The following is a 23,715-nucleotide window of genomic DNA, read 5'->3' on the forward strand; positions in this document are numbered from 1 at the left end:
GGACACCCTGCCGTGGCCGGTCAGCCCTTGGGCTGGTCGGCCACCTCCACGTCCACGTGGTATTCGTCGCCCCCGTCGGTGCTGATGGTGGACACCGAGTCGTAGACCACGTCGTAGCCCGCGGTGTTCACGTCGCAGTGCACCTCGGCGCCGTCCTCGATCGCGATGTCGTCCTCGCCGCAGTCGACCTCGGGCGTCGCGTCCGAGATGTCCGCCAGCGCGTCGACGACGACCTGTTCGAAGGCCTCCGGCGTGACGGTCCGCGAGGACGAAGCGGTCGAAGTCGACGTCGTCACCGTGCACCCGCTGAGCGTCACCGCCAGCGTGATCGTCGCGGTGAGCGTCGCGAGCGTGGTGGTGGTGCGCTGGTGCATGGTGTCCCCCGTCGTCCCCTGGCCGGTGGCTGCCCGCGATCGGGGCCGGCCGTTCCCGACGGTAGTCGCCGCGACGGTGCGAGGACGCCGTCTGGTCCGAATCCGGTGGCGCACCGGCGGCTGGACGTCCGCCCGGGGTGTCGTGAAGGGGCGCTCAGCCGGTGGGCGAGTTCACTAGACGATCGTCTTCTGAACCCCTACGGTTCCGAACACCCCGTCCTGCCACGAACCGTGAGAGACCGCATGCGCACCCCTCGTCAGACCACACCCCTGATCGGGCCCGGCAGCTGACGTGGCAGCTGCGAAGGTCACCGTCCTGCTCGTGAGCGACTTCCCGCTGTCGGCGATGCGCGGCGAACGAGCCGCCCTGGTCCAGCAGGCGAAGGCGTTCGCCGCGTCCGGACACGTCGTCTGGGTGGCGACTCCCCCGACGAGCGACACTGCCGACCTGCGGAAGTCCGGTGTGCGCCTGCTCGAGGTCGAGCCGTCGATCAGCGTCCCGGGGGCGGACCTGCCGGTGGTCCGCAACTCGGTGCGGGTGCGTCGGCACCTCGGCACGGTGATGCTCGAGGAACGGATCGGTCTCGTCGTCACCCACTCGGACTTCGGTCTCGCCGCCGCAGCCCTGACCACGGCGCGCTCGCTCGGGCTGCCGACGATCCACACCGTGCACGGTTCCGCTCCGATCCGCGGGCGGACCGCCGCGGCGTTCGCGCCCCTGGCACGTCGTGCCCACCGCGTCGTGACCGGGCTCCGGACCGGCCGACACCGCGTCGGCGGCCACCCCATGGAGGACGCGCGCCGCAGGATGGCCGTCGCCGTCTCCGCGGCCGCCGACGTCGTCGTCACCTCGACCACCCGACAGGCAGGAGTCCTGCGTGCCGCCGGCCTGGACGAGGTGCACGTCGTGCCCAACGCCATCGGGAACCGCACGGTGACACCGCCACCACCGCCGGAGCTCGGCCCGCTCCGGCTCGTCTGGGCGTCGCGGTTCACGCCGGACAAGCGCCTCGACGTGCTCTTCAACGCGATCCGGCTGGTCGAGATCCGGTTGGGGGCACACGCGGTCCGGGTCGACGTCGCCGGCGGGACCGTCCCACCGACGCGCACGCCGGTGTCGGTGCGCGTGCACGGGCGCCTGTCCCTGCAGGGCGTCCACGACCTGCTGCTCTGCGGGCACGCGGCGGTCATCTGCTCGCTCGAGCACGACGGCCAGCCGATGACCGCGCTCGAGGCGTTCCGCGACCACCGTCCGGTCATCGTCTCCGACATCCGTCTGGCGAGCGAGTTCGGATCCGCCGCCGTCCTGACGGACGACGAGACCGCGTTCGGGCTCGCCACGACGATCATCGAACTCGCCTCGGACCGGGACCTGCTGCGACCGCACACCGACGCCGCGATCGCGCACGCCCGACTCGCGACGGCGGAACGCCACACCGAGCAGGTCCTCGGGCTCGTCGCGGGTCGCTGCGGTCCCTGAGCGCACCGTCCCGGAGCGCGCGGTCCCCGCGGCGACGCGCTCGGCCGTGGGGCCGCCACGGGACGGACGGGAGGCACGGTGCGGGCCCGCCCCGAGCCTCCCGCCCGGCGGTGCGTGCCGACCACGGCACAGGGAGAACGCCCCGATGAGGAGGGGGGATCTCATCGGGGCGTTCCGTTCGTGGGGCCGCGTCAGGCGGCGAGGCGCGCAGCGAGCGCCGTGGCGCGGGACCGGAGGTCCGCGTAGGTGGCCTCGTACGCGTCCGGCGTGCCGGTGCGCGAGGGGTTCGGCAGTGACCAGTGCAGGCTGTCACCGTCGTCGATCGACTCGTGCGCACGGTCGCAGACCGTGACGACCAGGTCGCCGTCGGCGACGACGTCGTGGAAGGACCGCGGGACGTGGTCGCCGAGGTCGAGGCCGTGGCGCGCACCGACGGCGACCGCGCCGGGGACGATGGCGGGGGCGGGACGCGTCCCGCCGGACAGGGAACCGATCTCGCTGACCTGCGCCCAGACGCCCGCGGCCAGCGGGGAGCGCGCGGAGTTGCCGGTGCAGACGAACAGCACGCGCGACACCGGGCCCGGCACCGCCGCCGCCCCGTGCGGAACACCGCTCGGTTCGAGGTGCAGGTAGCTGCGACGGCCGTCGCCGTCCGAGCGGCGCCGCGTGACCAGCCCGGCCTGCTCGAGGACGCGCAGGTGGTGCGCGAGGAGCGGGCCGGACAGGCCGAGGGCGGCCCGGACCTCGCTCGGGCTGGCGTCGGAGGCCGCGAGCAGGTCGACGACCGCCAGGCGTGCGACGTCGCCGATGGCCGCGTGCTGCGCCGCGCGCTGCTCGAGGTCCTGCTGCCGCATGTTCATCAGTTCAATGTTGACTGAACCATCTGCCGTCGTCAAGATGGGCGGGTGACGACGAGCCCCGAGCCCCTGCGATCGTCCGCTGCCTCGGTGTTCCTGGTGTTCCTGCGGCTCGGGCTGACCTCGTTCGGCGGGCCGGTCGCGCACCTCGGGTACTTCCGAGAAACCTTCGTGGTGCGTCGGCGGTGGCTGGGCGACGACGCCTACGCCGACCTCGTCGCGCTCTGCCAGTTCCTGCCCGGGCCGGCGTCGAGCCAGGTCGGGATGGCACTCGGCCTGCAGCGCGCCGGGCTGCTCGGACTCCTCGCCGCCTGGTGCGGGTTCACGCTGCCGTCCGCGGTGCTGCTCGTCGCGTTCGCCCTGCTCGTGTCCGGCACGCCCGACCTGGCCGGCGCCGGGTGGCTGCTCGGGCTGCAGGCCGCCGCAGCCGCGGTGGTGGCGCAGGCGGTGCTCGGCATGGCGCGCTCGCTCACGCCGGACCGCCGACGGGCGACCGTCGCTGCCGCAGCCGCGATCGTGGTGCTGCTCGTCCCCGGCCCGGGGCCGCAGGTCGCGGTGATCGCGGTGTGCGGTGTGGTCGGCGCCGTGTGGCTCCGCGGCGTCGTCGCCGTGGGCGTGGGCGTGGATGCAGGCGCCACCGACACGGGCGGCGCCGTCCGGCTCCCCCGCTGGGTCGCGGTGTCGGCGCTCGTCGCGTTCGCCGCCCTGCTCGTCGCGGCCCCGATCGCCGCGAACGGCACCGGTGCCGTGCGCCTGTTCGGGGTCTTCGCGCAGGCGGGCTCGCTCGTCTTCGGCGGCGGCCACGTCGTCCTGCCGCTGCTCGAGTCGCAGACAGTGGCCACACACCTGGTGGGGCACGCCGACTTCCTGGCCGGGTACGGCGCCGCACAGGCCGTACCCGGGCCGCTGTTCACCTTCGCCGCGTACCTCGGCGCCGTCGCCCACGGCAGCCCCGGCGGGGTCCTCGGCGCAACCGTCGCACTCGTCGCGATCTTCCTGCCCGCCGCGCTCCTGGTCATCGGCGCACTGCCGTTCTGGCACGTGCTCCGCGCCCTGCCGTGGGCCCGACGCGTGCTCGCCGGCGTGAACGCGGGGGTCGTCGGGCTCCTCGCCGCAGCGCTCTGGGACCCGGTCATCACCGAGGGGGTCCGCTCGGCCCCCGCACTGGCGCTCGCCGTGGCTGCCTTCACCGCCCTCACCCGCTGGTCCGCTCCCCCGTGGGCCGTCGTCATCGGAGCCGGCCTGCTCGGCGCCGTCGTCCTCTGATCGGAGCACCCCGCATGCCCACCGTCCTGTTCGTCTGCGTCCACAACGCCGGCCGTTCCCAGATGGCCGCCGGCTTCCTGCAGCACCTGGCCGGTGACCGCGTCGACGTCCGGAGCGCCGGCTCCGAACCGGCCGACCAGCTCAACCCCGTGGTCGTCGAGGCGATGCTCGAGGAGGGCATCGACATCCGGGGCGAGCAGCCCGCCCTGCTCCGCACCGACGCCGTCCGTGCCGCCGACGTCGTCATCACGATGGGCTGCGGGGACGCCTGCCCGGTGTTCCCGGGCAAACGCTACGAGGACTGGGAGCTCCCGGACCCCGCAGGGCTCGACCTCGACGCCGTCCGGCCGATCCGCGACGACGTGCGTGCGCGGGTGCAGGACCTCATCGCCCGGACCGCTCCCTGACGCGCTCGAGCAGGCGGTCGACGAGCTGCTCGCGCCACGGGACCGACGACCAGACGTGGTCCGCACCCTCGACCGCGGTGAACGTCGCCCCGCTGAGCAGTTCGCCGTAGCGCCGGCCGTACTCGACCGGGACGATCTCGTCGGCGGTACCGTGCAGCACGTCGACCGGCCCGTCGTACCCGCGCGCCTGGGCGTAGACGTCGAGTCCGTCCCGGACCTCGTCGACGAACCCGCGCCCGAGGGCGGTCCCAGCGAAGTCGAACCAGCCGCGGTCGCGGACGGGCGCGAGCGGCTGCCCCTGGATGGTGTCGTGCACGGCGATGTCGTCGACCACGACCCCGGCCGGCGACCACAGGGTCAGGCTCCGCACCAGGTCGGGGACCCTCGCCGCCGCCATCGCCGACTCGACGGCGCCCAGGCTGTGGGCGACGACGTGGATCGGTGCCCCCTGGTCGGCCGAGAACGCCCGGATCATCGTGACGACCTGCTCGACCTCGTCGCCGATCGAGATGTCCGCGAAGCGTCCGTCGCTCGTGCCGTGCCCGAGACGGTCGTAGGAGCGGACCGTCAGACCGCTGTCGGTCAAGGCGGTCGCGGCCTGCACGAAGAGCTGGCGCGGACCGATCGACGAGTCACCGAACCCGTGCACGAACAGCACCGAGCCGCCGGCAGCCGCGGGCACCGACGCCGGGTGGTACTCCCACCCCCGGAGCGCCCCGCCCCGGTGCTCGAGCCGGATGCTCGTCAGGGCACGCTCCAGCGGACGTTCCGCAGTCACGCTCAGTTGCTCCGGTCGGCGAACCCGGCCGGCAGGTCGGCGGGCGCGGTGTCGACGACGGTCTCGTCGTCCTGGCCGACGAACTCGAACAGGGTGATGTGGGCGAACTCGGGGACGACGTAGATCGGGTAGGTGGGGCCGGCGTCGCGGTACTCGCGCATCCGGTCCAGGTGGTCGTTCTGGAACAGCACGGTCTTGCTGCCGTCCTCCTCGACCCAGTGCGGGAAGAAGATCGTGCCGTGCAGCACGCGCTCCCCCGGCACCACGGTCACGACGACGCTCGTGCCGGTGGGCTCGTTCCACGACACCTTGTAGACGCCGGCGGTGAGCACCACGAGGTCGACCTGCTGGTCCTTGACCCAGCGCCCGCCGACCATGCCGGAGTGGATGCGGTAGTCGATGGTGGTGGCGTTCTTGACGTACATCTCGTACTGCCAGCCGTTGGCGTACGTGTAGATGAACCGGTGTCCGACGATGCCGGAGAGGTCCTGCGACGGGACGGGCTGTGCGACTGAGGTGGTGATCGTCATGCACCCATCCTGCGCCAAACATAGTTTTGTTGCAAACCTTTTTCGAGGACCTAAGCTGAGGACATGGGCAGCGAGCACGACACCGCAGGACTCCGGGACATCGCTCGGCGGCTCAGCGACCAGGTCGGCCCGTTCCGCCGCACCCTGCTGAACGCGTCACGCCGTGACGGTGCGCTGCCGGAACTGCCCGACGCCCAGATCGAGGTGCTGCGACGCCTCGACGAGGCCGGGTGGCTCACGCCGACGGCGCTCGGCCGGTCCCTCGGCCTCGCCCGCTCCACGGTCAGCAACCTCGTCACCGCGATGGAGCGCGGCGGGCTCGTCCACCGGCGGCTCGCCACCGGCGACGGCCGCAGCACCGAGATCGCCCTGACCGAGCTCGCGTCCGAGCGGCTCCGGGTCTACGACGCCTCGGCCGAGCACGTCCTGGTCGGCGCACTCGAACGCCTGGGCCCGGACGGGGTCGACGCGCTGCGCGCCGCGCTGCCCGTCCTCGCCGAGCTCCGTCTGACCATCGAGGAGCCCGGAGCGTAGGGATCGGCTGACAGTGCGCGTGAGCCGTCGCACAGGTCCGGCTCGTCGATCACCAGCGGGAGCGGGTCACCCTGGCAGGGTGTTCGCAGACCACCCGGGAGGCCCGCACCGCGCCTGAGAAGTCGGTCACGGTCGCAGCACGCGACGGCTCCAGGGCGCGCGGCGGCCCCCAGGGACCGGTTCCATCGTTCTGCCGTGCAGACGACATCACTTCTCCCCATCATCGCCAAGGCGTGCGCGGTGGCAGCTCCGGTCGCCATCGCCGTGTCGCTCGTGGCCGGCCCGGCCGTGGCGGCACCCCTCCACACCTCCACCACCACGACCTCCGCGCACCACACGGTGTCCCGCGCGGCGCGGACCACCGAGGGCGGCACGGCCGTCTCGCGGCTCGACCGTCGCGCCGAGCAGCGCAACGAGGCCACCGTCCGGCACCTGTTCCGGTGCGCCTTCCGCTCCCCCGCCTCGGCGACGGCACGCGCTGCAGCCCGGACCGCCGTGGCATCGGGTGCCGTCGCCCACGGCGCGAAGAGCACCTCGGGTCCAGCTGCACTGCTCGCCGAGTTCACCGCCGACCGCGCCCGGGTCCCCGGCGCCCACGCCGTGATCAAGCACATCGCCGGTGACGCCGACCTGGTGGCCGTGCACTGGCAGATCACCGCGAAGCCGAAGGACGAACGCACCGGTGACGCCGCCGTCGACCTGTTCCGCATGCGCAACGGCCGCATCAGCGAGTGGTGGGCGCTCCGGCAGACGGTCCCGACGGGCACGCCGGCCAGCGGCAACACGAACAGCATGTTCAGCGACCTGTACCCGGCCGCCAAGCGTGACCACCACCTGACCGAGCGGCAGGAGGAGCACAACCGGGTGCTCGCGGTGACCGCGTACAACCGGCTGTTCCGCGACCACGACGTGTCCGTGCTGGACGAGAAGTTCGACCCGGCGTACCTGCAGCACAACTCGGTCGCCGCGAACGGCACCGCCGCGCTCAAGCAGTTCTTCGCCGGCAGTGCCGCGCAGGGTCTGCCGAAGCAGGAGTCCGTCATCTCGCTGGCCGACGGCGACCTGGTGTGGACGTTCTCGAAGCAGGTCGGGGCGAAGGCCGACGCACCGTTCGGCGCAGCCGACCTGTTCCGGGTGGACGGCAACCTGATCCGCGAGCACTGGGACGTCGTCCCGACGAGCTGAGACCGGGCAGCGGGAACCGGAGCCGCGCGTCTCAGGACGCGCGGCTCCGGCGCGCCCGCTCCTTGATCGCCGTGATGACGGCCGTCTTCGCGTCGGCGTAGGCGTTCATGTCGTCCCAGCTCCGGCCGAGCAGCTCCCGCTTGGTGCGCTCGTACAGCGCGCGGTCGTCGGCGTCGACGCGCAGGTGGTCGCGGAGGAGCAGGTACTCCTCGACCGCCGTCGCGCCCTGCTCGTAGACGTGCACGTGCACGTCGCGAGCCGGTGTCCGGACCAGACGGTGGCCGGGTTCGCGCACGCGGAGCTCGTACCCGGCCGCGAGGAGCTGGTCGAGGTAGGTCGCCTCGGCGGTGATGTCGGCGACGACGACCACGATGTCGACGATGGGTTTCGCCGCCAGGCCGGGGACGGCCGTGGAGCCGATGTGCTCGACGACCGCAGCGTCCGCGCCGGAGCCGGGCAGGGCCTCCAGGATGCGTCGCCGGTGGTCCGCGAAGACCGCAGCCCACCCGCTGTCGGCGGGGTGCAGGGTCACGGTGACCGGTTCTGGGCCGCCGATGATCTCGACGGTCGTGACGTCCGGTCGGGGGTGGTCCTCGTCATGGTGCACCCGGCCATGATGGCAGCACCCGGAGCGCGGACCAGAGCAGTCCTTGACTTTCCGGCTACGCGTATTAGCCTTTGAGTTACTACCCGTAGCCGAAGGAGCCACGTCATGCTCGAACACCTGGACACCGAGGGCGGCACGATCGCCTACGACCTCTCCGGCTCAGGGCCGCTCGTGGTCCTCGCCCACGGGATGGGCGACAGCCGCCACTCCTACCGCTTCGTCGTGCCGGAGCTCGTCGCGGCCGGCTACCGGGTCGCGAACGTCGACCTGCGGGGTTGCGGCGACTCGAGCACCGGGTGGTCCGGGTACGAGCGCTCCGACATCGCACGCGACCTGGTCGCCGTCGCCCGGCACCTCGGCGGCCCGGCCGTGGTCGTCGGGCAGTCGATCAGCGGCGGCGCAGCGACGATCGCCGCGGCCACCGCACCCGACCTGGTCGCCGGCATCGTCGAGCTGGCACCGTTCACGCGCAAGCAGTCCGTCGACCTCGGTGGGCTCCTGCGCAACCGCCGACACCGCGCCGGCACCGTCCAGCTCGCACGCGTGATGACGAGCGGCAGCCTGCCCGGCTGGCTCGCGTACCTGGACATCGCGATCCCCGCCAAGCCCGCCGACTGGGCGACCGAGCGCGGCCGCATCGAGACGACCCTGCGGCAACCGGAGCGGATGGCGGTCCTCCGCGCCATGACCCGCACGTCGCCCGGCGACGCCGGCGAGCAGCTGGATGCCGTCCGGTGCCCCGTGCTCATCGTCGAGGGCAGCGCCGATCCGGACTGGGCCGACCCCCGCGCCGAGGGCGAGCGCGTCCTCGCCGACCTGCCCGACGGCCTCGGGGAGCTCGCCGTCATCGACGGCGCCGGCCACTACCCCCACACCGAGACGCCGACTGCACTCCTCGCCCTGCTGCTGCCGTTCCTCGCCCGCACCTTGCCCGTCGCAGGCCCCGTTGCCTAGGGCGGGGCTCGACCCGGCGACCGTCACCGAGACCGCGGCGACGCTGGCCGACGAGATCGGTCTGGCCCGACTGAGCATGAGCGTCGTCGCCGACCGCCTCGGGGTGAAGGCACCGTCGCTGTACAAGCACGTCGACGGACTCGGTGACCTCACGCGCAGGATCGCGATCCTCGGAGCGAACGAGCTCGGGGACGCACTCCGCGACGCCATGCAGGGGCGCAGCGGCCGGAGTGCGCTCGAGGCGGCGGTGCAGACCGTGCGCCGGAGCGTCCGGGAGCACCCGGCGCGGTACCAGGCAGCCGTCAGCGTCCGGCCGACCGACGCCCAGGACCCGCTGGCCGTCGCGCTCGGCCGCACCCTGGCGTCCTTCGCCGCGGCGCTTCGCGACCACCCGCTCGACCCCGCCGACGAGGTCCACGCACTCCGGGTGCTCCGCAGCGTCCTGCACGGGTTCGCCACGATCGAGGCGTCCGGCGGGTTCCAGATGGACACGGACGTCGATGCGAGTGCTGCGTGGATGGTCGACTTCCTGGATCGCGGGTTCCGTGCCGCGACGACACGGTGACCGTCACCACGGCGGCGCGCGCGTCGAGGCCCGTCGGTCACGACCCGCTCCGTGGCGGCCTGCGGTTCACGGCGGAGCTCGTCGCATGGGTGGCCGTGCCCTGGGCGCTCTGGCCCCGTTCGCCGGTGCTCGCGATCGCCGCCGTCCTGCTCCTCGTCGTGCCGCCGGCGGTCTTCGGGACGCCGGGTGACCGCCCCGGCGGCGACCCACCCGTCGCGGCACCGGGAGTGGTGACGATCGCGTCGGTCCTCGCGCACCTGGTCGGAGCCATCGCCGCGTCCTGGGTCGCCTGGCCGGCTGCGGTCGCGGTCGCCGTCACGGTCCTGTGCGTCGCCGTCGTCATCTCGGAACAGCGGCGGTGGCGCGTCCTGGTGGGGCGCGGGCGCGGGCGCGGGCGCGGACGCGGACGAACAGACGATCGTCTGGCCAAGCGGTAGCGTGTGGCGTGGCGACTTCCGCCACACGCCGTCCACGAAGGGGCCGACCATGTCGCGCAGCACCGACCGGGTCCGGGTGTCACCGATCGTCCTCGCCGCGGGGATCGCCGCGCTCGCCGTCGCGCTCGCCCTGCCGGCGCCGCCACCGACCACGACGGGTACCGAGACACTCGGCCTCGGGGCATCGGGAGCGCTCGGTGCCGCACTCGGCGCACCGCCCTCGACGAGCGGCGCGCACCGGTTCGCGATCCGCCCACCACGGACGGTCGGTACCGGCGGAGTCGTGAGCGTGCGCTTCGCCGGGAGGGGCACCCCCGGCGCCGTCGTGGTCATCCACTACGGCGAACCGCGGGACGGCACCGGGGACGATCGCGTCGCGGAGATCGCGCCGGGCAGCAGCGCGGTGGGTCGGACCGGCCGGTTCGCCTTCACCGCGGTCCTGCCGGAGTTGCCCCGCGACGCCGATCAGGCGTCCTGGAGCGCCCGACTGATCGACCCGGAGTCGCTGGACGTCATCGGGCGAGTCGACGGCGTCCACGTGGTCGAGCACACGGACCGCCGCTCCCACGATCCGCGGCCCACCGGATGAGAGGCCGCGCAGGGTGCTGGCCGCCGCTCGGTACTGCGGTTACGTTCGCTAGACGAACGTCTGGCCAGCAGTCAGCGGCGAGACCTGACCACGAGGAGCCCCCGTGTCGACACCCCACCGCACACCGTCATCCCGATCCGTCCCCGTCCTCCTCGGTGCCGCACTGGCCCTGAGCCTCGGACTCGCCGGCTGCTCCACGGCCGGCTCCGCGGCACCGTCGCCCTCGCCGTCCCCCGCCGCACAGGGCGACGCGCCCGCGACGACCGACTCGTCCCCCTCGGTCGACGCGACCGTCGCTTCGACGACACTCGGCAAGGTCGTCGTCGACGGCAAGGGCATGACCGCCTACTACTTCGACGCCGACATCAAGGACTCCGGCACGTGCACCGGTGCGTGCGCGGCGGCGTGGCCGGCGATCGAAGCGTCGACCACGAAGCCGAAGGTGTCGGGCATCACCGGGACGGTCGGCACCATCAAGGGCGTGGACGGCGGGCGGCAGATCACGATCGACGGGCGCCCGATCTACACCTTCGTCGGGGACAAGAAGGCCGGCGACGTGACGGGACAGGGCGACAAGGGCGTCTGGTACGTCGTCAACCCGGACGGCAGCGAGCAGAAGAAGTAGGCCCGGCGCCCCGGTGGACCAGCAGTCCGCCGGGGCCCCTCGGGAGGGGCGAGCCCTGCGGGGTCAGTCCCCCGGGGTGGCCGGGTGTCCGCCGACCCGCACGGGCTCCACCTGTTCGAGCAAGCCGTGCACGCCGGGCAGTCCGAGCCCGGTGAACAGTGCCGCCCACAGGTCCCGGAGCTGCCCCTCGGTGTCACGGGTCAGTCGTGCACTCGTCCGGGCCCACATCACCCCGAAGGTCGACGTCAGCACGAGGTCCGCCGCACGAGCCCACTCGGGATCGGTGGCGGGGCCGACACCCCCGCTCGAAGCCGACAGGTGCCGGCGGACGTAGTCGTCCCACGTGAAGACCCGCGGGATCACCTCTCCCGCACCGCGGAGTTCGTGACTCAGACGGATGGCCCCGGCAGCCACCGGACACCGGATGGCATCGGAACAGGCGGACGTCAGCATGACGAGCAGGTGCTCGAGGCCCTCGGGTTGCGTGATCAGCGAGTCGATCACCGCCCAGCGGGCCTGCTGCCGCTCGATGACCGCGAAGGCGAGCTCGTGCTTGGACGAGAAGACGTGGTAGCCGATCGCCGACTTCGGGCGGTCCATGGCGGCGGCCACCCGGGCGAACGACGTCCCCGCGTAGCCGTGGCTCGCGAACACCGCCGCCGCGGCCTCGATGATCTGCTCGCGGGTCCGGGTCTTCGCCTGCTGCCGCTGGTTCATCGCACTCCTCGTTCGGGTCTCGGGTCATCATACGAACGTCTGACAGCACGAGGGGAGCACGCCGTCCGGACGGTTTGCCTCTGATCCACTCAGCTTCCGGCATTCCCTAGACGATCGTCTGGCCCGTTGTTAGCGTTCACGCACACCGAGTCGACCCGAGCCGAACCGAGGAGTCCCCATGCGTCCCACCCCGTCCACCGCCCGCAAGCCGGCGTCCCGGCGGCTGACCGCGCTCATCGCCGGCGTCGCCCTCGGCGGAGCACTCGCCGCCGGCGCCCTGGTCCCCGCGCAGGCCGGGGCCGCCACGATCCCGCACACCACGCACACCGCCCACGCCCCGACCCGGTCTGCAGCCGTGGCGTTCACAGCGAAGACCCACGGCGGACCAGACCGGACGAGCTTCACCGGCACCACCTTCGCCGGCGCCGGCAAGCCCGGCACCCTGGTCATCGTCTACTACGACGCACCGGGCAAGCCCCGCGGCCTGTTCAGCAAGCACATCGCCGAGGTCACGAGCGGGGACGACATGGTCAGCGCCAGCGGGCACTACCGCTTCACCGCGGCGTTCCCCGACCTGCCGCGCGGCACGACGACGCTGCACTGGCACGCCCGCCTCGCCGACCCGGACACCCTGTCCGTGATCGGACGCGTCAACGGCACCCGCCGGCTCGGCTGAACCGTGTTCCGTCACACGCAAGCGGTGCGCGTCCGCACCCTGGCCGTCGCCCTGTCCGTCGCGGCCGCCGTCGGCATCGCCCTCGCCGGCACCGCACCGGCCTCGGCTGCCACGAGCGACCCGGACCGCACCGCGGCACCGATCATCGCCGGCACCCAGGTCGGGGTCCCCGGCAGCACCTGCACGGTCGGGGCGGTCCTGACCGCCAAGGGCTTCCGGAGCCAGGTCACCGCGTACCAGCGGGCGACCAGGTGGGTCGTGCTGGCGAAGCGCTGCGCGCCGCTGCAGGCGCCGGTGCGGCTCGACGGCGCGGCCGTCGGCAGCGTGGTCTGGCAGTCCGCGGACTCCGACGTCGAGCTCGCGGTCATCCCACCCCTGGCGTGCACGCGCGTCCGGGCGGCCGCCGGGTCCTGCGACCCGTCCGTCTCGACGTACACGCCGCGAGCATCCGGTCGTGTCTTCACCCGCGTCGGCGGCGACCCGGCACGTGCCGCCGTCACCGGCACCGGCCAGCCCGACGCCGATCCCTTCTGCACCAGCGGGGCGGCGAGCGGGGTGCTCTGCTCCTGGACGGCCACACGGGTGCCGACAGCGAGCCGCGCCGGCGCGCAGCACCTCGCCGCCGCACGCACCGATGCCGGCGTGGGCATCGAGCCGGGTGACGCCGGCGGACCGGTGATCAGCGCCACGAACCGGCTGTACGGGATCATCTCGGGCGGTTCGACGACGGGCACGACGAGCACGACGAGCACGACGGTTCTGCTCTACACGCCCGTGCAGCAGGTGCTCAGCGAGCTGTTCCGGTACCGGCTGGCCCCGGCGTCCTGAGCCGGCTGCGACCGGGTGGTGCACCCGGCCGCGGCCGTCTCGGCGACTGAGCGCTGCCTCATGACCCGGACACACCCCGGTCACCTCGCAGCCACTCGGCCGACCACCCACCTCGCGATCCTGCGGGGATCCGGACGTCACCGCGTCCGGATCCCCGCGACCCCCGGGTCCTGATCAGATCGAGGATGCCCCGTGCCCCCGCTCCACCGCTCCCCCCTCACCCACTCCCCGCGCACCGCCCGTGTGGCCGCGACCGCACTCGCCGGCCTTGCCGTCGTCGCCTCCGCCGCGTTCTCCGTCACGGCCGCCCACGCCGACACCGCACTCCAGCCCGCGTTCACCGCCGCGGACCACCCGATCACCGACGTCCCCGGACTGGTCAACGGTCGCGAGCTCGCCGCGGTGCACGGCCGGTCCGGTCAGACCGTGAACGCTCCGCGGCTGATCCGTTCCGAGTCGCTCGACAAGATCACCGCAGCCGGGGCCACGACCCTGGCCGACGAGTACCACGTCGACCTCGTCGTCGACCTGCGGACGTCGTCCCAGATCGCCGCGAAGCCCGACGTCGCGATCCCCGGCGCGCGGCACGTCGACATCTCGATGTTCGGCGCGGACGGCGACTACAGCGACGACACGGCGATGTACCACGACCTGGTCGACAAGGGCCACGTCGACCCGGCGACCCCCGGGTCGATGATCACCGCCTACCGCCGTGTGCTCCGGATCCTCGCCTCGCACACCAGCGGCACGGTGCTCATCCACTGCTCGCACGGCATGGACCGAACCGGCACCGTGGTGGACCTGCTCGACCGGGTCCTCGGCGTGGACAGCGCCGACATCCTGCACGACTACCTGCTCTCGAACACGCAGCTCGGGGTCACCTGGGCCACCCCGCAGCTGCTGCAGGGCACCTTCGAGCAGGACATCGCCACCGACTTCGGTGGGATGGACGCGTACCTGCGCGACACCATCGGCGTGACGGGGCACGAGGCCGCCGCACTGCGCCAGCGGTTCCTCGTGTCGAGCGACGCCACCGTCTCCTCGATCACGGTCGCGGGCGTGCGCGTCCACCTGCCCGCCGCCGCCTCGTCGCAGGGTGCGACGGTGACGGCGCCGGTCCGGACGCTCCGGGCCGCCGACGTCCACGTGCACACGACGAACCCGAACGCGGTCGCCACCGTGCACGTCTCCGGCCGGACCGCACGCATCACGGTCACCGCGCAGGACGGCACCACGAAGAAGGAGTACCGCCTGACGGTCCGTCGACCGGCGACGCACCGCTGACCCGACACCGCCACCGGCCGCCACCACCGGCCACCCACGCCGACCGCTCGGACTCCCCCGGGCGGTCGGCGTGACCAACTGTTCACCACCACCGTCGCCCGCTCCGGGCGTCCGTCCGGCTACCGTGACACTCGTGCAGTCATCTGAACGACGGTGCCCGCGGTGACCGGACACCCGGCAGTCCCGACCATCCACGACGTCGCAGCACTGGCCGGAGTGTCGAAGTCGGTCGTCTCCCGTGCCCTCGCGGGCTCGTACGGGGTGGCGCCGTCGACGACCGAACGCGTCAAGCGGGCGGCACTCGACCTGGGCTACGTGGCGAACGCGAACGCCCGCGGCATGTCGGCACACCGCACGCACACGCTCGGGGCGTTCGTCCGTGATGCCTCGACCCCGTTCTACGGGCACCTGCTCACCGCGTTCCAGCTGCAGGCCGCCGCGCGCGGGTACCGCGTCGTCACCGCCACCGGCGCGGGGTCGTTCCCGGTCAGCGAGGAACGCCGGGCGCTCGAGACCCTGGTGTCGCTGCGCGTCGAGGGGCTCATCGTCTGCAGCGGCGCGTTGCCCATCGACGACGTCCTGCCGTTCGCCCGACGCATCCCGACGGTGGTCTCCGGACGCCCCGAGACGGACCCGGCGGTGAGCAGCGCCTACTGCGACGAGCGCGGCGGCGGTCGCGGCCTCGCCGACCACGTCGCCGACCTGGGGCACCGTCGCGTCGCCGTGCTGACGGTCACACCGTCCGGGTCCCTGACGCAGTCGGCCCGCACCGACGCGATGGTGCGCCGGCTCCGTGCGCGCGGCGCCGAGGTGCTCCGGATCCGCTCCGAGGACCACGGCGCGGACCCCGAGGACCTCGACTCGTTCCTCGAGCAGGTCCTCGGCGCCGGCGGCGTGACGGCGGTCATGGCACCGAGCGACCGCTGGGCCGTCGGTGTGCTCGAGTCGATGCGCCGCCGTGGTCTCCGTGCACCAGACGACCTGTCGGTCACGGGCTACGACGGGGTCGCGCCGCTCGCCACCGAGCTGCTCGGCATCACCTCGTGGCGACAGCCGCTCGGCTTGATCGGCCGCCTGTCCGTCGACGACGTGGTCGACCAGATCGACGGCCGTTCGACGGGTGTCGCCCACAACGCCGTTGACGGCACCCTGGTGCCGGGCCGGACCGCCGCACGCGTCTGACCCGGCGTCGCCGACACCGATCGTTCACCGTCCCGTCACGGGCCGACGGGTGAGATCCGGGCCGCTCCGGTCGATCATGGGGAACGTTCCCGACGATCGGGAACGTTCCCCATCGACCGACCCCGGACGGACCCATGCCCCAGAATGTCACCGCCAAACTGCCGCGCGACCCGAGCGACCCCTACCGCCACGGCATCTACCTGCGCCCGGATGCCCGCACCTGCCGCGCCGTCACGGTCGTCACCGACCAGCTCCGCGCGCAGTACGGCCTGGTGTCCGCCGGCGCCTTCCCGCCGCACGCCACGCTCGTCGGCAGCCAGCCGTTCGGCAGCAACGAGGACCAGGTCATCGCGGCCGTCACGGCGCTGCTCGACTCACGCCCGGCGTTCGACGTCCACAACGCCGGCGTCCGCGAGCAGGGCATCGGGTTCGTCTACGACGTCGCGACCCGGCCCGACGGCTCGCACAACGACGACTTCGTCCGACTCGCCGCCGACATCGATGCCGTGGTCGCCCCCTTCCGGCAGCCGATGCAGGTCCCGCCGTCGAACGACTACGACCCGGAGCAGTACCGCGCGCACCTCTCGCTCGCCTCGCACGACCTGTACGTCCGCCCGGACCTGCACGACGAGGTGGGCGCGTACATCCACGAACTCGACGTCGACGTGCCGACCGGGTTCCGCGGCGACACCGTCGTGCTCTACCGCACCGCGAGCCCGGACTGGTCCGGCCGCTGGTGGCAGACGATGACCTGGGAGCACGTCCACACCTGGAAGCTCGCCTGACCGTGGCCGCCACCCTCCGCGACGTCGCCGAGCGCTGCGCCGTCTCGCGATCGCTCGTGTCACTCGCCCTGCGGGGCGACGACGGTGTGTCGCGACCACGTCGGGAACTCGCGGTGCGGACGGCGGACGAGCTGGGCCTCCCGGTCGGCACGCTCGCCCGGCGACGCGCGCAGGGCGCGCCGCTCGTGCTCGGCGTGCTGGTCACCGAAGCCGCGAACCCGTTCCACGACGAAGCGCTCCGGAGCGCACGCGCGACCGCCGAGACCCTGGGGTTCGCGCTCCGCGTCGTGGACGGGTTCCGTGACGCCGCCCGGCTGGCCGACGGCCTGGAGGCCCTGCACGCCTCCCGCGGGTCGGCCGACGGCGTCCTCGGGGTCGCGGTCCTGAGCAGCCGGGTCGCCCCGGCACGGCTCGCTGCGGTCGCGCGCGACCTGCCGGTCGCGGTCCTCGGCTCGAGCGGGTCGGGTCTCGCCGGACTCGGACTCGACACCGTTCGCGCCGACGAGGAATCGGGCATGCGCCACCTGGTGCACCACCTCGCCGCACTCGGGCACCGGCGCACGTGTTTCGTGGCGGAGTCGGACCACCCCTCGACGACCCGTCGTGCCGTCGCGCACGCCACGGTCTCGGCGCAGCTCGGCCGGCCCGGTGACCACCGTGTCGACGACGTCGATGCCCTGGCGGCGGACCCGGCGCGGATCGCCCGGCACCTGGGCGACGGGGTGACGGCGTTCGTCGCGACGAACGACGCGACCGCGGCGCGGCTCGTGGCGATCGCCGACGGCGCGGGACTCGCGCTCCCCCGGATGGTGGCGGTGACCGGGTTCGACGGCACCGGTCTCGGCGACCGGCTCGACCTGACGAGCGTCGACCAGCCGCGGGTCCGGATGGGCGCGCGGGCGGTGGAGCTCGTCGTCGAACGGCTGCGCGGGCGACGCGGTGACCGCCACGAGGTCCTGCCGACGCGCCTGCTGCAGCGGGGGTCGACGGCACGGGCGGTCGCCGGGCACCAGGTCGGCTGAGCACCGCGACGCCGTCGACGGCGCGGCTGGCGGAGGATCGGTCCAGTGGGCGGTGCGGTTCAGTGGGCGGTGCCGCTCGGTCGGCGGTGCGGCTCAGCCAGCGGTCGGGTCGGCGGCGGTTCGATCGGCGGCGGCTGCAGCGTCCGTGGAGGTCATCGCCGACAGGTCCTGCACCCGACGGACCAGCTCGGCGTGCAATCCCCCGGCGCCGGCAGCGACGTAGTCGTCGGCCAGGTGCGCACGGTCGACGGGCTCGCCACCGCGGAAGCCCCGGAACCACCCACCGGCCCGCTCGAGCACCAGTGCCCCGGCGGCGACGTCCCAGGGGTGCGTGGCGAAGCCCATCGTGGCGTCCGACCACCCCGCAGCGACGTGCACCAGGTTGAGGGCGCCGCTGCCGAGGCTGTGGTGGTGGCGGTACCGCACCGTCAGGTCACGCAGCAGGTCGAACGCCGCGGCCTCGCCGAGCAGGTCGAGGTCCTGCTGCACCGGGAAGCTCGTCAGCACCGTCGCGGCGTCGTCGGGGCCGGACGACGAGTGCATCGGCGCACCGTCGAGCCAGGCTCCGTCGTCGTCCGCCGCGAACACGTGGTCGGCGACCGGGTCGAAGACCACCCCCGCGACGACCTCGCCGTCAACCTCGGCGGCGATCGAGATGCACCAGTACGCGAGTCCGCGGGCGAAGTTCGCCGTGCCGTCGATCGGGTCGACGATCCACCGCACCACGGCGTCCCCGGTGGTGTCGGCGCTGCCGGGGCCGCCGGTGGTGCCGCCTTCTTCGCCGAGCACGACGGAACCCGGCACCGCCGCGGTGAGCACCGCGGTGATCGCCTCTTCGGCCGCGCGGTCGTGCAGGGTCACCACGTCGTGCGCATCGCGCTTCGTGCTGATCGTCATCGGGGCGCGGAACACGGCGAGGAGGTCGGGCGCGACGGCACGCGCGGCATCCTCGGCGATCACCCGGAGCGTCTGGGGAGCAGGAACGGTTCGCATGGTCCCCGGTTGTACGACGTCGAGGCCCCTGGACGGCGAACCACGCCGGTCGTCGGCCCGAACCGCAGGTGAACGGGTGGGTGCGAACGGTGAACGGCGGCTCTCCGCCGACGGAGGGGTTGAACGCCGCGTGAACGGGTGACGGCGGGTGATCGACGCGCCTTGACCCGTCTCCGGCACCCGCCGCAGAGTGGAGTCGTTCCCGGATAGGGAACGTTCCCTACTCGGAGGTGTCCGCCCCATGACGGTCCCCGTCACGTCCGGCCTGCTCGCCGGTCCCCCGCGTACCGCGGGATCGCCCCGGCCGCCGCAGTCGCGGCGTCCAGCACGGGCGGCCCGGTCGGCCCGGTCGTCGTTGCGCTCCGACCGACGGCTCGGTCTGGTGCTCCTCGCACCGGCGCTGCTCGCGTTCGCGGTCTTCGTCTTCTACCCGCTCGGCCGGGTCCTGGTCCTCAGCACCCAGGGCACCGACATCTTCGGCCAGCCGGCCGGCTCGGTCGGGCTGCAGAACTACGTCCGCACGTTCACCGACCCCGCGTTCGGACGGACGATGCTGACCACGGCCGTCTTCTGTGTCGGCGTGGTCGCCGGGCGGATCGTGTTCGGGCTGCTCGTCGTCGTGCCGCTCACCGTGAAGCTCCGCGGTCTGCCGGTGTTCCGAGCACTCCTGACCGCGCCGATGGTCGTCTCCGTGTCGGCCGGGTCCGTCGCGTTCGCGGCGATGCTCGCCCCCGGCAACGGGCTGTTGAACACGGTGATCACGCAGTTCGGCGGGGCACCCGTCCCGTTCCTGACGAGCACGCAGTGGGCCCTGGCGAGCGTCATCGTCGTCACGATCTGGGGGTCGCTCGGGTTCACCGTGCTGCTCCTGCTCGGAGCGTTCGGCGCCATCGACCAGGACGTCATCGAGGCCGCGCACCTCGACGGGGCCGGCCCCGTCCGGACACTGTGGTCGATCTCGTTGCCACTCGTCACCCCGACGCTCTTCTTCGTGGTCGTGACCGGCACCGTCGAGGCGTTGACGACCTTCGGACAGATCCAGATCCTGACCGGTGGCGGTCCAGCCGACTCGTCGAAGACCCTCGTCTACGCCATCTACCAGCAGGCGTTCGGCTCGGGCAGCGCGAACTTCGGCCTCGCCGCCGCGCTCGGGGTCGTGCTGTTCCTGCTGGTCCTGGGGCTGTCGATCGTGCAGTTCGGCGTGCTCGAGAAGCGGGTGAACTACTGATGCGCCCCGTCACCGTCCGCCGGCTCCGGAGCGCCTTCGTCTACGCCTGGCTCGTCATCGCGGTCGTCGTCGTCTGCTTCCCCCTGTACTACGTGTTCGAGGGCGCACTCACCCCGACCCGGTACCTGGACCAGGGCCTCGCCGGTCTCGTCCCGATCCACCTGACGCTCGACAACATCGTCCGCGCCACGCAGGTCGTCCCGCTCGGAGCGCAGTTCCTGAACAGCGTCGTCGTCACCCTCGCCCAGACGGTGCTGCAGGTCGTCATCGGCATCATGACCGCCTACGCGCTCGTGTTCTGCCGGCTCCGCGGCACCCGTGCCCTGTTCCTCGTCCTGCTCGCCAGCCTGATGATCCCCGGCGAGACGACCCTGATCGCGAACTACCTGACCGTGGCGTCCTGGCACCTCATCGACACGCTCCTGGTCGTCTTCCTGCCGTTCGTGGCCTCGGCGCTGACGATCTTCCTGTTCCGCCAGGCGTTCCTGAGCTTCCCCGACGAGCTGCGGGAAGCCGCGGTCCTCGACGGCGCCGGGCACTTCCGGTTCATCCGGTCCATGCTGCTGCCGCTCACCCGCCCGACGCTCGTCTCGGTCACGCTCGTGAGCGCGACGGCCGCGTGGAACGGGTTCTTCTGGCCGCTCCTCGTCACCAACTCGCCCGAGCACCGCACCGTGCAGGTCGGCATCGCCCAGCTGTCCGACGCCGAGGCCGCCGACATCGGCGTGGTCCTGGCCGGCGCCGCCATGGTGACCCTCCCTGTCCTCGTCCTGGTCCTCGTCGCCCAGCGGTTCCTCGCCGGTGGCCTCACCGCCGGCGCACTCAAGTGACGACGCACACGTTCCCCTCCCCGATCCCCGCCCGCCCCGCACCCGAAGGACGCACCATGCCCACTCGTCGTTCCACCGCCCTCACCGCACTCGCCACCGGCGCCGTCGCGGTCCTCGCCCTGACCGGATGCTCCACGTCGAGCTCGGCGTCGGAGCGCTCCGGCCCCGTCACCGTCGACTTCTGGCACGCCATGTCCGGTCCTGCGGCGACCGAACTCGACGCCCTCGTCGCACGCTTCAACAAGCAGAACGACCAGCACATCACCGTCAAGTCGTCGTTCCAGGGCGACTACGCGGCCGTCCAGACGAAGTACACGGCGGCGGTGCAGTCCGGCTCCACGCCCGACCTGCTCATGATGAACGACGTGTCGACCGGCTTCATGATCGACTCCGGCCAGACGGTGTCCCCCGCGACGGTGAGCGGCTCGACGTCGAGGACCGACACGATGGCACCGGCCGTCTCGACCTACTACAGCGACGGCAAGTCGCTCGCGGCGATGCCGTTCTCGGTCTCGATGCCCGTGCTCTACCTGAACAAGGCACTCGTCGCGAAGGCCGGCCTCGACGCTGCGAAGCCGCCGAAGACGCTGGCCCAGGTCGCCACCTGGGCCGAGAAGATCCACGCCGCGACCGGTGGCTACGGCATGAGCATGAACATGGGCGACTCGTGGATGCTCGAAGAACTGAGCGCCTCGGGCGGCCAGCCGTTCTGCACGCCGGACAACGGCCGGAAGGGCAAGCCCGTCACCGGCGTCTCGCTCACCTCGGACACCCAGGTGCAGTTCATGAGCACGCTGCAGAAGCTGTACCAGGACGGCGCCGCCCTGAACCCCGGCACCGACTCGACCGTGCAGAACTCGGCGTTCTCGAGCGACAAGGTCGGGATGCTGCTGACCTCGTCCGGCGCGTACACGACCGTCGACCCGGACGGCTCCAAGTCGGTCGTCGCCCGGTTCCCCACCACGTCGGACTCCGACGACGCCGGCCAGGTCATCGGCGGCAACGCCCTGTGGATCTCCGGCAAGGGCCACTCCACCGCCGAGCAGAAGGCGTCGTACACGTTCGCCAAGTGGCTCCAGAGCCCCGACGTGCAAGCCGAGTGGGCGAAGGCGACCGGCTACGTCGCGATGAACACCGACTCCGCGAAGACCACCGTCGGCAAGCGCTCCCTGTCGGACCCGAACATCGCCACCATGTACCAGCAGCTCAACGGCGACCCCACGAGCGTCGCAGCGGCCGGCTGCATCACCGGCGCGTTCCCGACGGTCCGTGCCACCGTCATCGGAGCCTTCAACCGCATCGTCGAGGGTGCCGACGTCGAGTCGACGATGCAGGACGCCGAACAGCAGGCCGGCAAGCAGATCGCGTCCTACAACGAGGCCGCCGGCAAGTGAGCACGGTCGGCGCGTGAGCGCCCCGCGAGGCTGACCAAGGGTTCATGGAGCACGACCGCCGTTCGCCATACGGTTGTCTGACGAAGCGGGCAGGCAGCCCGCACGACGATCGGAGCCCTGTGGTGTCTGCTGCGAACGGCCGGCCCGGCTACGGTGCTCCGGAACCCCTGCGCATCGTGTTCTCGTTCCCGCGGGGGCGCGGACACCTCGCACCGATGCTGCCGCTCGCCCGCGCGGCCAGCGCTGCCGGACACCGGACGGCCCTGAGCGGCGCACGCGAGGCGGTCCTCGAACAGACCGGCTTCTCGCACCGGCAACCGCGGGACGTGGACCTGCCGGCGAGCAGGCCGGGCACCGGCACCCTGACCCCGATCGACCCGAGCACGGTGCTCACCCGCGTCCCCCAGGTGTTCCTGGGGGACGCGGCCGCCGGTGCCGTCGTCGACGTCGGACGGCTGGTCACTCGGTGGACGGCTGACCTCGTGGTCTGCGGGGAGTTCGACTTCGGCGCGATGACCGCCGCCGAACGAGCCGGGGTGCCGTGCGTGGTGGTCCTGGCCTTCGCCTCGGCCAGCGGGACCTGGCGCGAAGCGGTGCGAGAGCCGCTCGAGGCGCTCCGTCGACGCGCGGGACTCGGGTCCGACCCGGAGCAGCACATGCTCGGCGGCGCGCTCACCGTCATCCCGTTCCCGGCGTCGATGCGATCCGGGCGCGAGCTGCGTGGCCCGGCGATCCGGATGCGACCGGACACCTGGTCGTCACCCCCGTCGGACGCCGCGGCGTGGTTGGCCGCCGGCGACGGACCCCGCGTCTACGTCACGCTCGGCACCGAGTTCAACACGAAGTCCGGCGACCTGTTCGCTCGGCTGATCGACGCGCTCGCCGCCCTGCCGGCGCGGATCCTCGTGACGACCGGACCCTGGGTCGACCCGACGACCTTCCCGGTGCCGGCGGGTCCGGGGACGATCCGGGTCGAGCAGTACGTGCCGCAGGACTCGGTGCTCGGGCTCGTGGACCTGGTCGTGAACCACGGCGGATCCGGATCGGTGACCGGGGCGCTCGCGCACGGGGCGCCCCTGCTGGTCCTGCCGCTCGGTGCGGACCAGTTGCCGAACGGCGGCTGCGTCGAGGCCCTGGGCGCCGGACTCGTCCTCGACGCCGCGACGGCGACCGCGGAGGACATCCGCACCACCGCGTCGCGGCTCCTGACCGACCCGGCGTTCCGCGTCGCCGCCGGACGGATCCGATCCGAGATCGCCGCCGGCGAAACCCCGGCCGTCGTGCTGGGCGCCGTCGAGCGCCTGGTCGGTGGGTGAGCGCGCACCGCGGGGACGAGCGCCGATCAGCCCGATGGTCAGCGTGCCAGGCACCGGGCCAGCACGAGGCCTCGTTGGACATCATGGCTGCCGCCTTCGCGACTGTCCTGCCGTGGCAGGGAGCACTGGCCGCGGTCACCGGCGAGTTGGCCTTGGACGGCTCCGGTACAACAACCGCAGCGGACCAGCTCTGCAGGGGGCGAGGCCCTCAAGCCGGTCGTGCGAAACAGGAGACGGCCCCGATGCCACATGGCGTCGGGGGCCGTCTCCTT

Annotated in this window: 27 protein-coding genes; 20 read left to right on the top strand and 7 right to left on the bottom strand. The window is 72.7% G+C overall.

Annotated features, from left to right (window positions below):
• Positions 1–20: 20 nt before the first annotated feature.
• On the bottom strand, positions 21–374 hold the full coding sequence (locus tag ITJ50_RS11820; protein ID WP_194590552.1) for a hypothetical protein: 354 nt from the start codon (positions 372–374) through the stop codon (positions 21–23).
• 292 nt (positions 375–666) lie between these two features.
• Between ITJ50_RS11820 and ITJ50_RS11825 the strand changes: the two genes are divergently transcribed.
• Positions 667–1,854, top strand: a complete 1,188-nt coding sequence (locus ITJ50_RS11825; protein ID WP_194590553.1) for a glycosyltransferase — start codon at positions 667–669, stop codon at positions 1,852–1,854.
• A 191-nt stretch (positions 1,855–2,045) separates the two neighbouring features.
• Here ITJ50_RS11825 and ITJ50_RS11830 read toward each other — a convergent pair whose 3' ends face one another.
• Positions 2,046–2,714: a MarR family transcriptional regulator gene (locus ITJ50_RS11830; RefSeq protein WP_194590554.1), complete on the bottom strand. Its 669-nt coding sequence runs from the start codon at positions 2,712–2,714 to the stop codon at positions 2,046–2,048.
• Positions 2,715–2,759: 45 nt separating this feature from the next.
• On the opposite strand from ITJ50_RS11830, the gene chrA reads away from it, so the two are divergent.
• Together chrA and ITJ50_RS11840 are read left to right on the top strand one after the other, a co-directional pair.
• Entirely contained in the window at positions 2,760–3,977 is a 1,218-nt protein-coding gene (gene chrA / locus ITJ50_RS11835) for a chromate efflux transporter (protein WP_194590555.1), read from the top strand.
• 14 nt (positions 3,978–3,991) lie between these two features.
• The gene (locus ITJ50_RS11840; protein ID WP_017885667.1) at positions 3,992–4,384 is read left to right on the top strand and encodes an arsenate reductase ArsC; all 393 of its coding nucleotides are present in this window, start codon (positions 3,992–3,994) and stop codon (positions 4,382–4,384) included.
• Here the strand turns inward: ITJ50_RS11840 and ITJ50_RS11845 are convergent.
• On the bottom strand, positions 4,362–5,162 hold the full coding sequence (locus ITJ50_RS11845) for an alpha/beta hydrolase (RefSeq protein WP_052481948.1): 801 nt from the start codon (positions 5,160–5,162) through the stop codon (positions 4,362–4,364). The genes ITJ50_RS11840 and ITJ50_RS11845 overlap by 23 nt on opposite strands.
• 2 nt (positions 5,163–5,164) lie before the next feature.
• Entirely contained in the window at positions 5,165–5,692 is a 528-nt protein-coding gene (locus ITJ50_RS11850; RefSeq protein WP_017885669.1) for a phenolic acid decarboxylase, read from the bottom strand.
• A gap of 63 nt (positions 5,693–5,755) precedes the next feature.
• Here ITJ50_RS11850 and ITJ50_RS11855 point away from each other — a divergent pair, with 63 nt between their 5' ends.
• Complete coding sequence (locus ITJ50_RS11855; protein ID WP_042541067.1) at positions 5,756–6,226, top strand: MarR family winged helix-turn-helix transcriptional regulator; 471 nt, start codon at positions 5,756–5,758, stop codon at positions 6,224–6,226.
• Positions 6,227–6,466: 240 nt separating this feature from the next.
• Positions 6,467–7,411, top strand: coding sequence for a nuclear transport factor 2 family protein (locus ITJ50_RS11860; RefSeq protein WP_071251128.1), 945 nt, complete (start codon positions 6,467–6,469; stop codon positions 7,409–7,411).
• Between the two features lie 31 nt (positions 7,412–7,442).
• Here ITJ50_RS11860 and ITJ50_RS11865 read toward each other — a convergent pair whose 3' ends face one another.
• A complete protein-coding gene (locus ITJ50_RS11865; RefSeq protein ID WP_017885672.1) occupies positions 7,443–8,018 on the bottom strand; it encodes a GrpB family protein in 576 nt (191 codons plus the stop codon).
• Between the two features lie 105 nt (positions 8,019–8,123).
• On the opposite strand from ITJ50_RS11865, the gene ITJ50_RS11870 reads away from it, so the two are divergent.
• The 5 genes from ITJ50_RS11870 to ITJ50_RS11890 all read left to right on the top strand — a co-directional run bounded on the left by ITJ50_RS11870 (position 8,124) and on the right by ITJ50_RS11890 (position 11,188).
• A complete protein-coding gene (locus ITJ50_RS11870; RefSeq protein ID WP_194590556.1) occupies positions 8,124–8,972 on the top strand; it encodes an alpha/beta fold hydrolase in 849 nt (282 codons plus the stop codon).
• Positions 8,965–9,537 carry a TetR/AcrR family transcriptional regulator gene (locus tag ITJ50_RS11875; RefSeq protein ID WP_194590557.1) on the top strand — a complete coding sequence of 191 codons (573 nt, stop codon included), beginning with the start codon at positions 8,965–8,967 and terminating at the stop codon, positions 9,535–9,537. The genes ITJ50_RS11870 and ITJ50_RS11875 overlap by 8 nt, the downstream gene beginning before the upstream one ends.
• The gene (locus ITJ50_RS11880; protein WP_194590558.1) at positions 9,534–9,974 is read left to right on the top strand and encodes a hypothetical protein; all 441 of its coding nucleotides are present in this window, start codon (positions 9,534–9,536) and stop codon (positions 9,972–9,974) included. Before ITJ50_RS11875 ends, ITJ50_RS11880 begins: the two co-directional genes overlap by 4 nt.
• 49 nt (positions 9,975–10,023) lie before the next feature.
• Positions 10,024–10,563, top strand: a complete 540-nt coding sequence (locus ITJ50_RS11885) for a hypothetical protein (protein WP_139179683.1) — start codon at positions 10,024–10,026, stop codon at positions 10,561–10,563.
• A gap of 103 nt (positions 10,564–10,666) precedes the next feature.
• Entirely contained in the window at positions 10,667–11,188 is a 522-nt protein-coding gene (locus ITJ50_RS11890; protein WP_194590559.1) for a hypothetical protein, read from the top strand.
• Between the two features lie 63 nt (positions 11,189–11,251).
• On the opposite strand, the gene ITJ50_RS11895 is transcribed toward ITJ50_RS11890, so the two are convergent.
• Complete coding sequence (locus ITJ50_RS11895) at positions 11,252–11,905, bottom strand: helix-turn-helix domain-containing protein (RefSeq protein ID WP_017885678.1); 654 nt, start codon at positions 11,903–11,905, stop codon at positions 11,252–11,254.
• Positions 11,906–12,083: 178 nt separating this feature from the next.
• On the opposite strand from ITJ50_RS11895, the gene ITJ50_RS11900 reads away from it, so the two are divergent.
• The 6 genes from ITJ50_RS11900 (at position 12,084) to ITJ50_RS11925 (ending at position 17,682) form a co-directional block, all read left to right on the top strand.
• Positions 12,084–12,581, top strand: coding sequence for a hypothetical protein (locus ITJ50_RS11900; protein WP_042541053.1), 498 nt, complete (start codon positions 12,084–12,086; stop codon positions 12,579–12,581).
• Between the two features lie 24 nt (positions 12,582–12,605).
• Entirely contained in the window at positions 12,606–13,409 is an 804-nt protein-coding gene (locus tag ITJ50_RS17920) for a trypsin-like serine protease (protein ID WP_194590560.1), read from the top strand.
• 192 nt (positions 13,410–13,601) lie between these two features.
• Entirely contained in the window at positions 13,602–14,693 is a 1,092-nt protein-coding gene (locus ITJ50_RS11910) for a tyrosine-protein phosphatase (RefSeq protein ID WP_194590561.1), read from the top strand.
• A 162-nt stretch (positions 14,694–14,855) separates the two neighbouring features.
• On the top strand, positions 14,856–15,875 hold the full coding sequence (locus ITJ50_RS11915; RefSeq protein ID WP_017885682.1) for a LacI family DNA-binding transcriptional regulator: 1,020 nt from the start codon (positions 14,856–14,858) through the stop codon (positions 15,873–15,875).
• A gap of 134 nt (positions 15,876–16,009) precedes the next feature.
• Positions 16,010–16,660 (top strand): 2'-5' RNA ligase family protein, encoded by a 651-nt coding sequence (locus ITJ50_RS11920; RefSeq protein ID WP_017885683.1) that lies wholly within the window; start codon positions 16,010–16,012, stop codon positions 16,658–16,660.
• 2 nt (positions 16,661–16,662) lie between these two features.
• Positions 16,663–17,682, top strand: a complete 1,020-nt coding sequence (locus tag ITJ50_RS11925) for a LacI family DNA-binding transcriptional regulator (RefSeq protein ID WP_194590562.1) — start codon at positions 16,663–16,665, stop codon at positions 17,680–17,682.
• A gap of 93 nt (positions 17,683–17,775) precedes the next feature.
• Here the strand turns inward: ITJ50_RS11925 and ITJ50_RS11930 are convergent, their stop codons facing one another.
• On the bottom strand, positions 17,776–18,675 hold the full coding sequence (locus tag ITJ50_RS11930) for an inositol monophosphatase family protein (RefSeq protein ID WP_228500347.1): 900 nt from the start codon (positions 18,673–18,675) through the stop codon (positions 17,776–17,778).
• Positions 18,676–18,916: 241 nt separating this feature from the next.
• Between ITJ50_RS11930 and ITJ50_RS11935 the strand changes: the two genes are divergently transcribed.
• The 4 genes from ITJ50_RS11935 to ITJ50_RS11950 all read left to right on the top strand — a co-directional run bounded on the left by ITJ50_RS11935 (position 18,917) and on the right by ITJ50_RS11950 (position 23,443).
• Positions 18,917–19,903 carry a carbohydrate ABC transporter permease gene (locus ITJ50_RS11935; protein WP_017885686.1) on the top strand — a complete coding sequence of 329 codons (987 nt, stop codon included), beginning with the start codon at positions 18,917–18,919 and terminating at the stop codon, positions 19,901–19,903.
• The gene (locus ITJ50_RS11940) at positions 19,903–20,733 is read left to right on the top strand and encodes a carbohydrate ABC transporter permease (protein WP_017885687.1); all 831 of its coding nucleotides are present in this window, start codon (positions 19,903–19,905) and stop codon (positions 20,731–20,733) included. Before ITJ50_RS11935 ends, ITJ50_RS11940 begins: the two co-directional genes overlap by 1 nt.
• Positions 20,734–20,789: 56 nt before the next feature.
• Positions 20,790–22,127, top strand: coding sequence for an ABC transporter substrate-binding protein (locus ITJ50_RS11945; RefSeq protein WP_194590563.1), 1,338 nt, complete (start codon positions 20,790–20,792; stop codon positions 22,125–22,127).
• Positions 22,128–22,249: 122 nt separating this feature from the next.
• Positions 22,250–23,443: a glycosyltransferase gene (locus tag ITJ50_RS11950; RefSeq protein WP_323749909.1), complete on the top strand. Its 1,194-nt coding sequence runs from the start codon at positions 22,250–22,252 to the stop codon at positions 23,441–23,443.
• The last annotated feature ends 272 nt before the right edge of the window (positions 23,444–23,715 follow it).

This window comes from Curtobacterium sp. VKM Ac-2889, from assembly GCF_015350855.1.
GTDB lineage: Bacteria > Actinomycetota > Actinomycetes > Actinomycetales > Microbacteriaceae > Curtobacterium > Curtobacterium poinsettiae.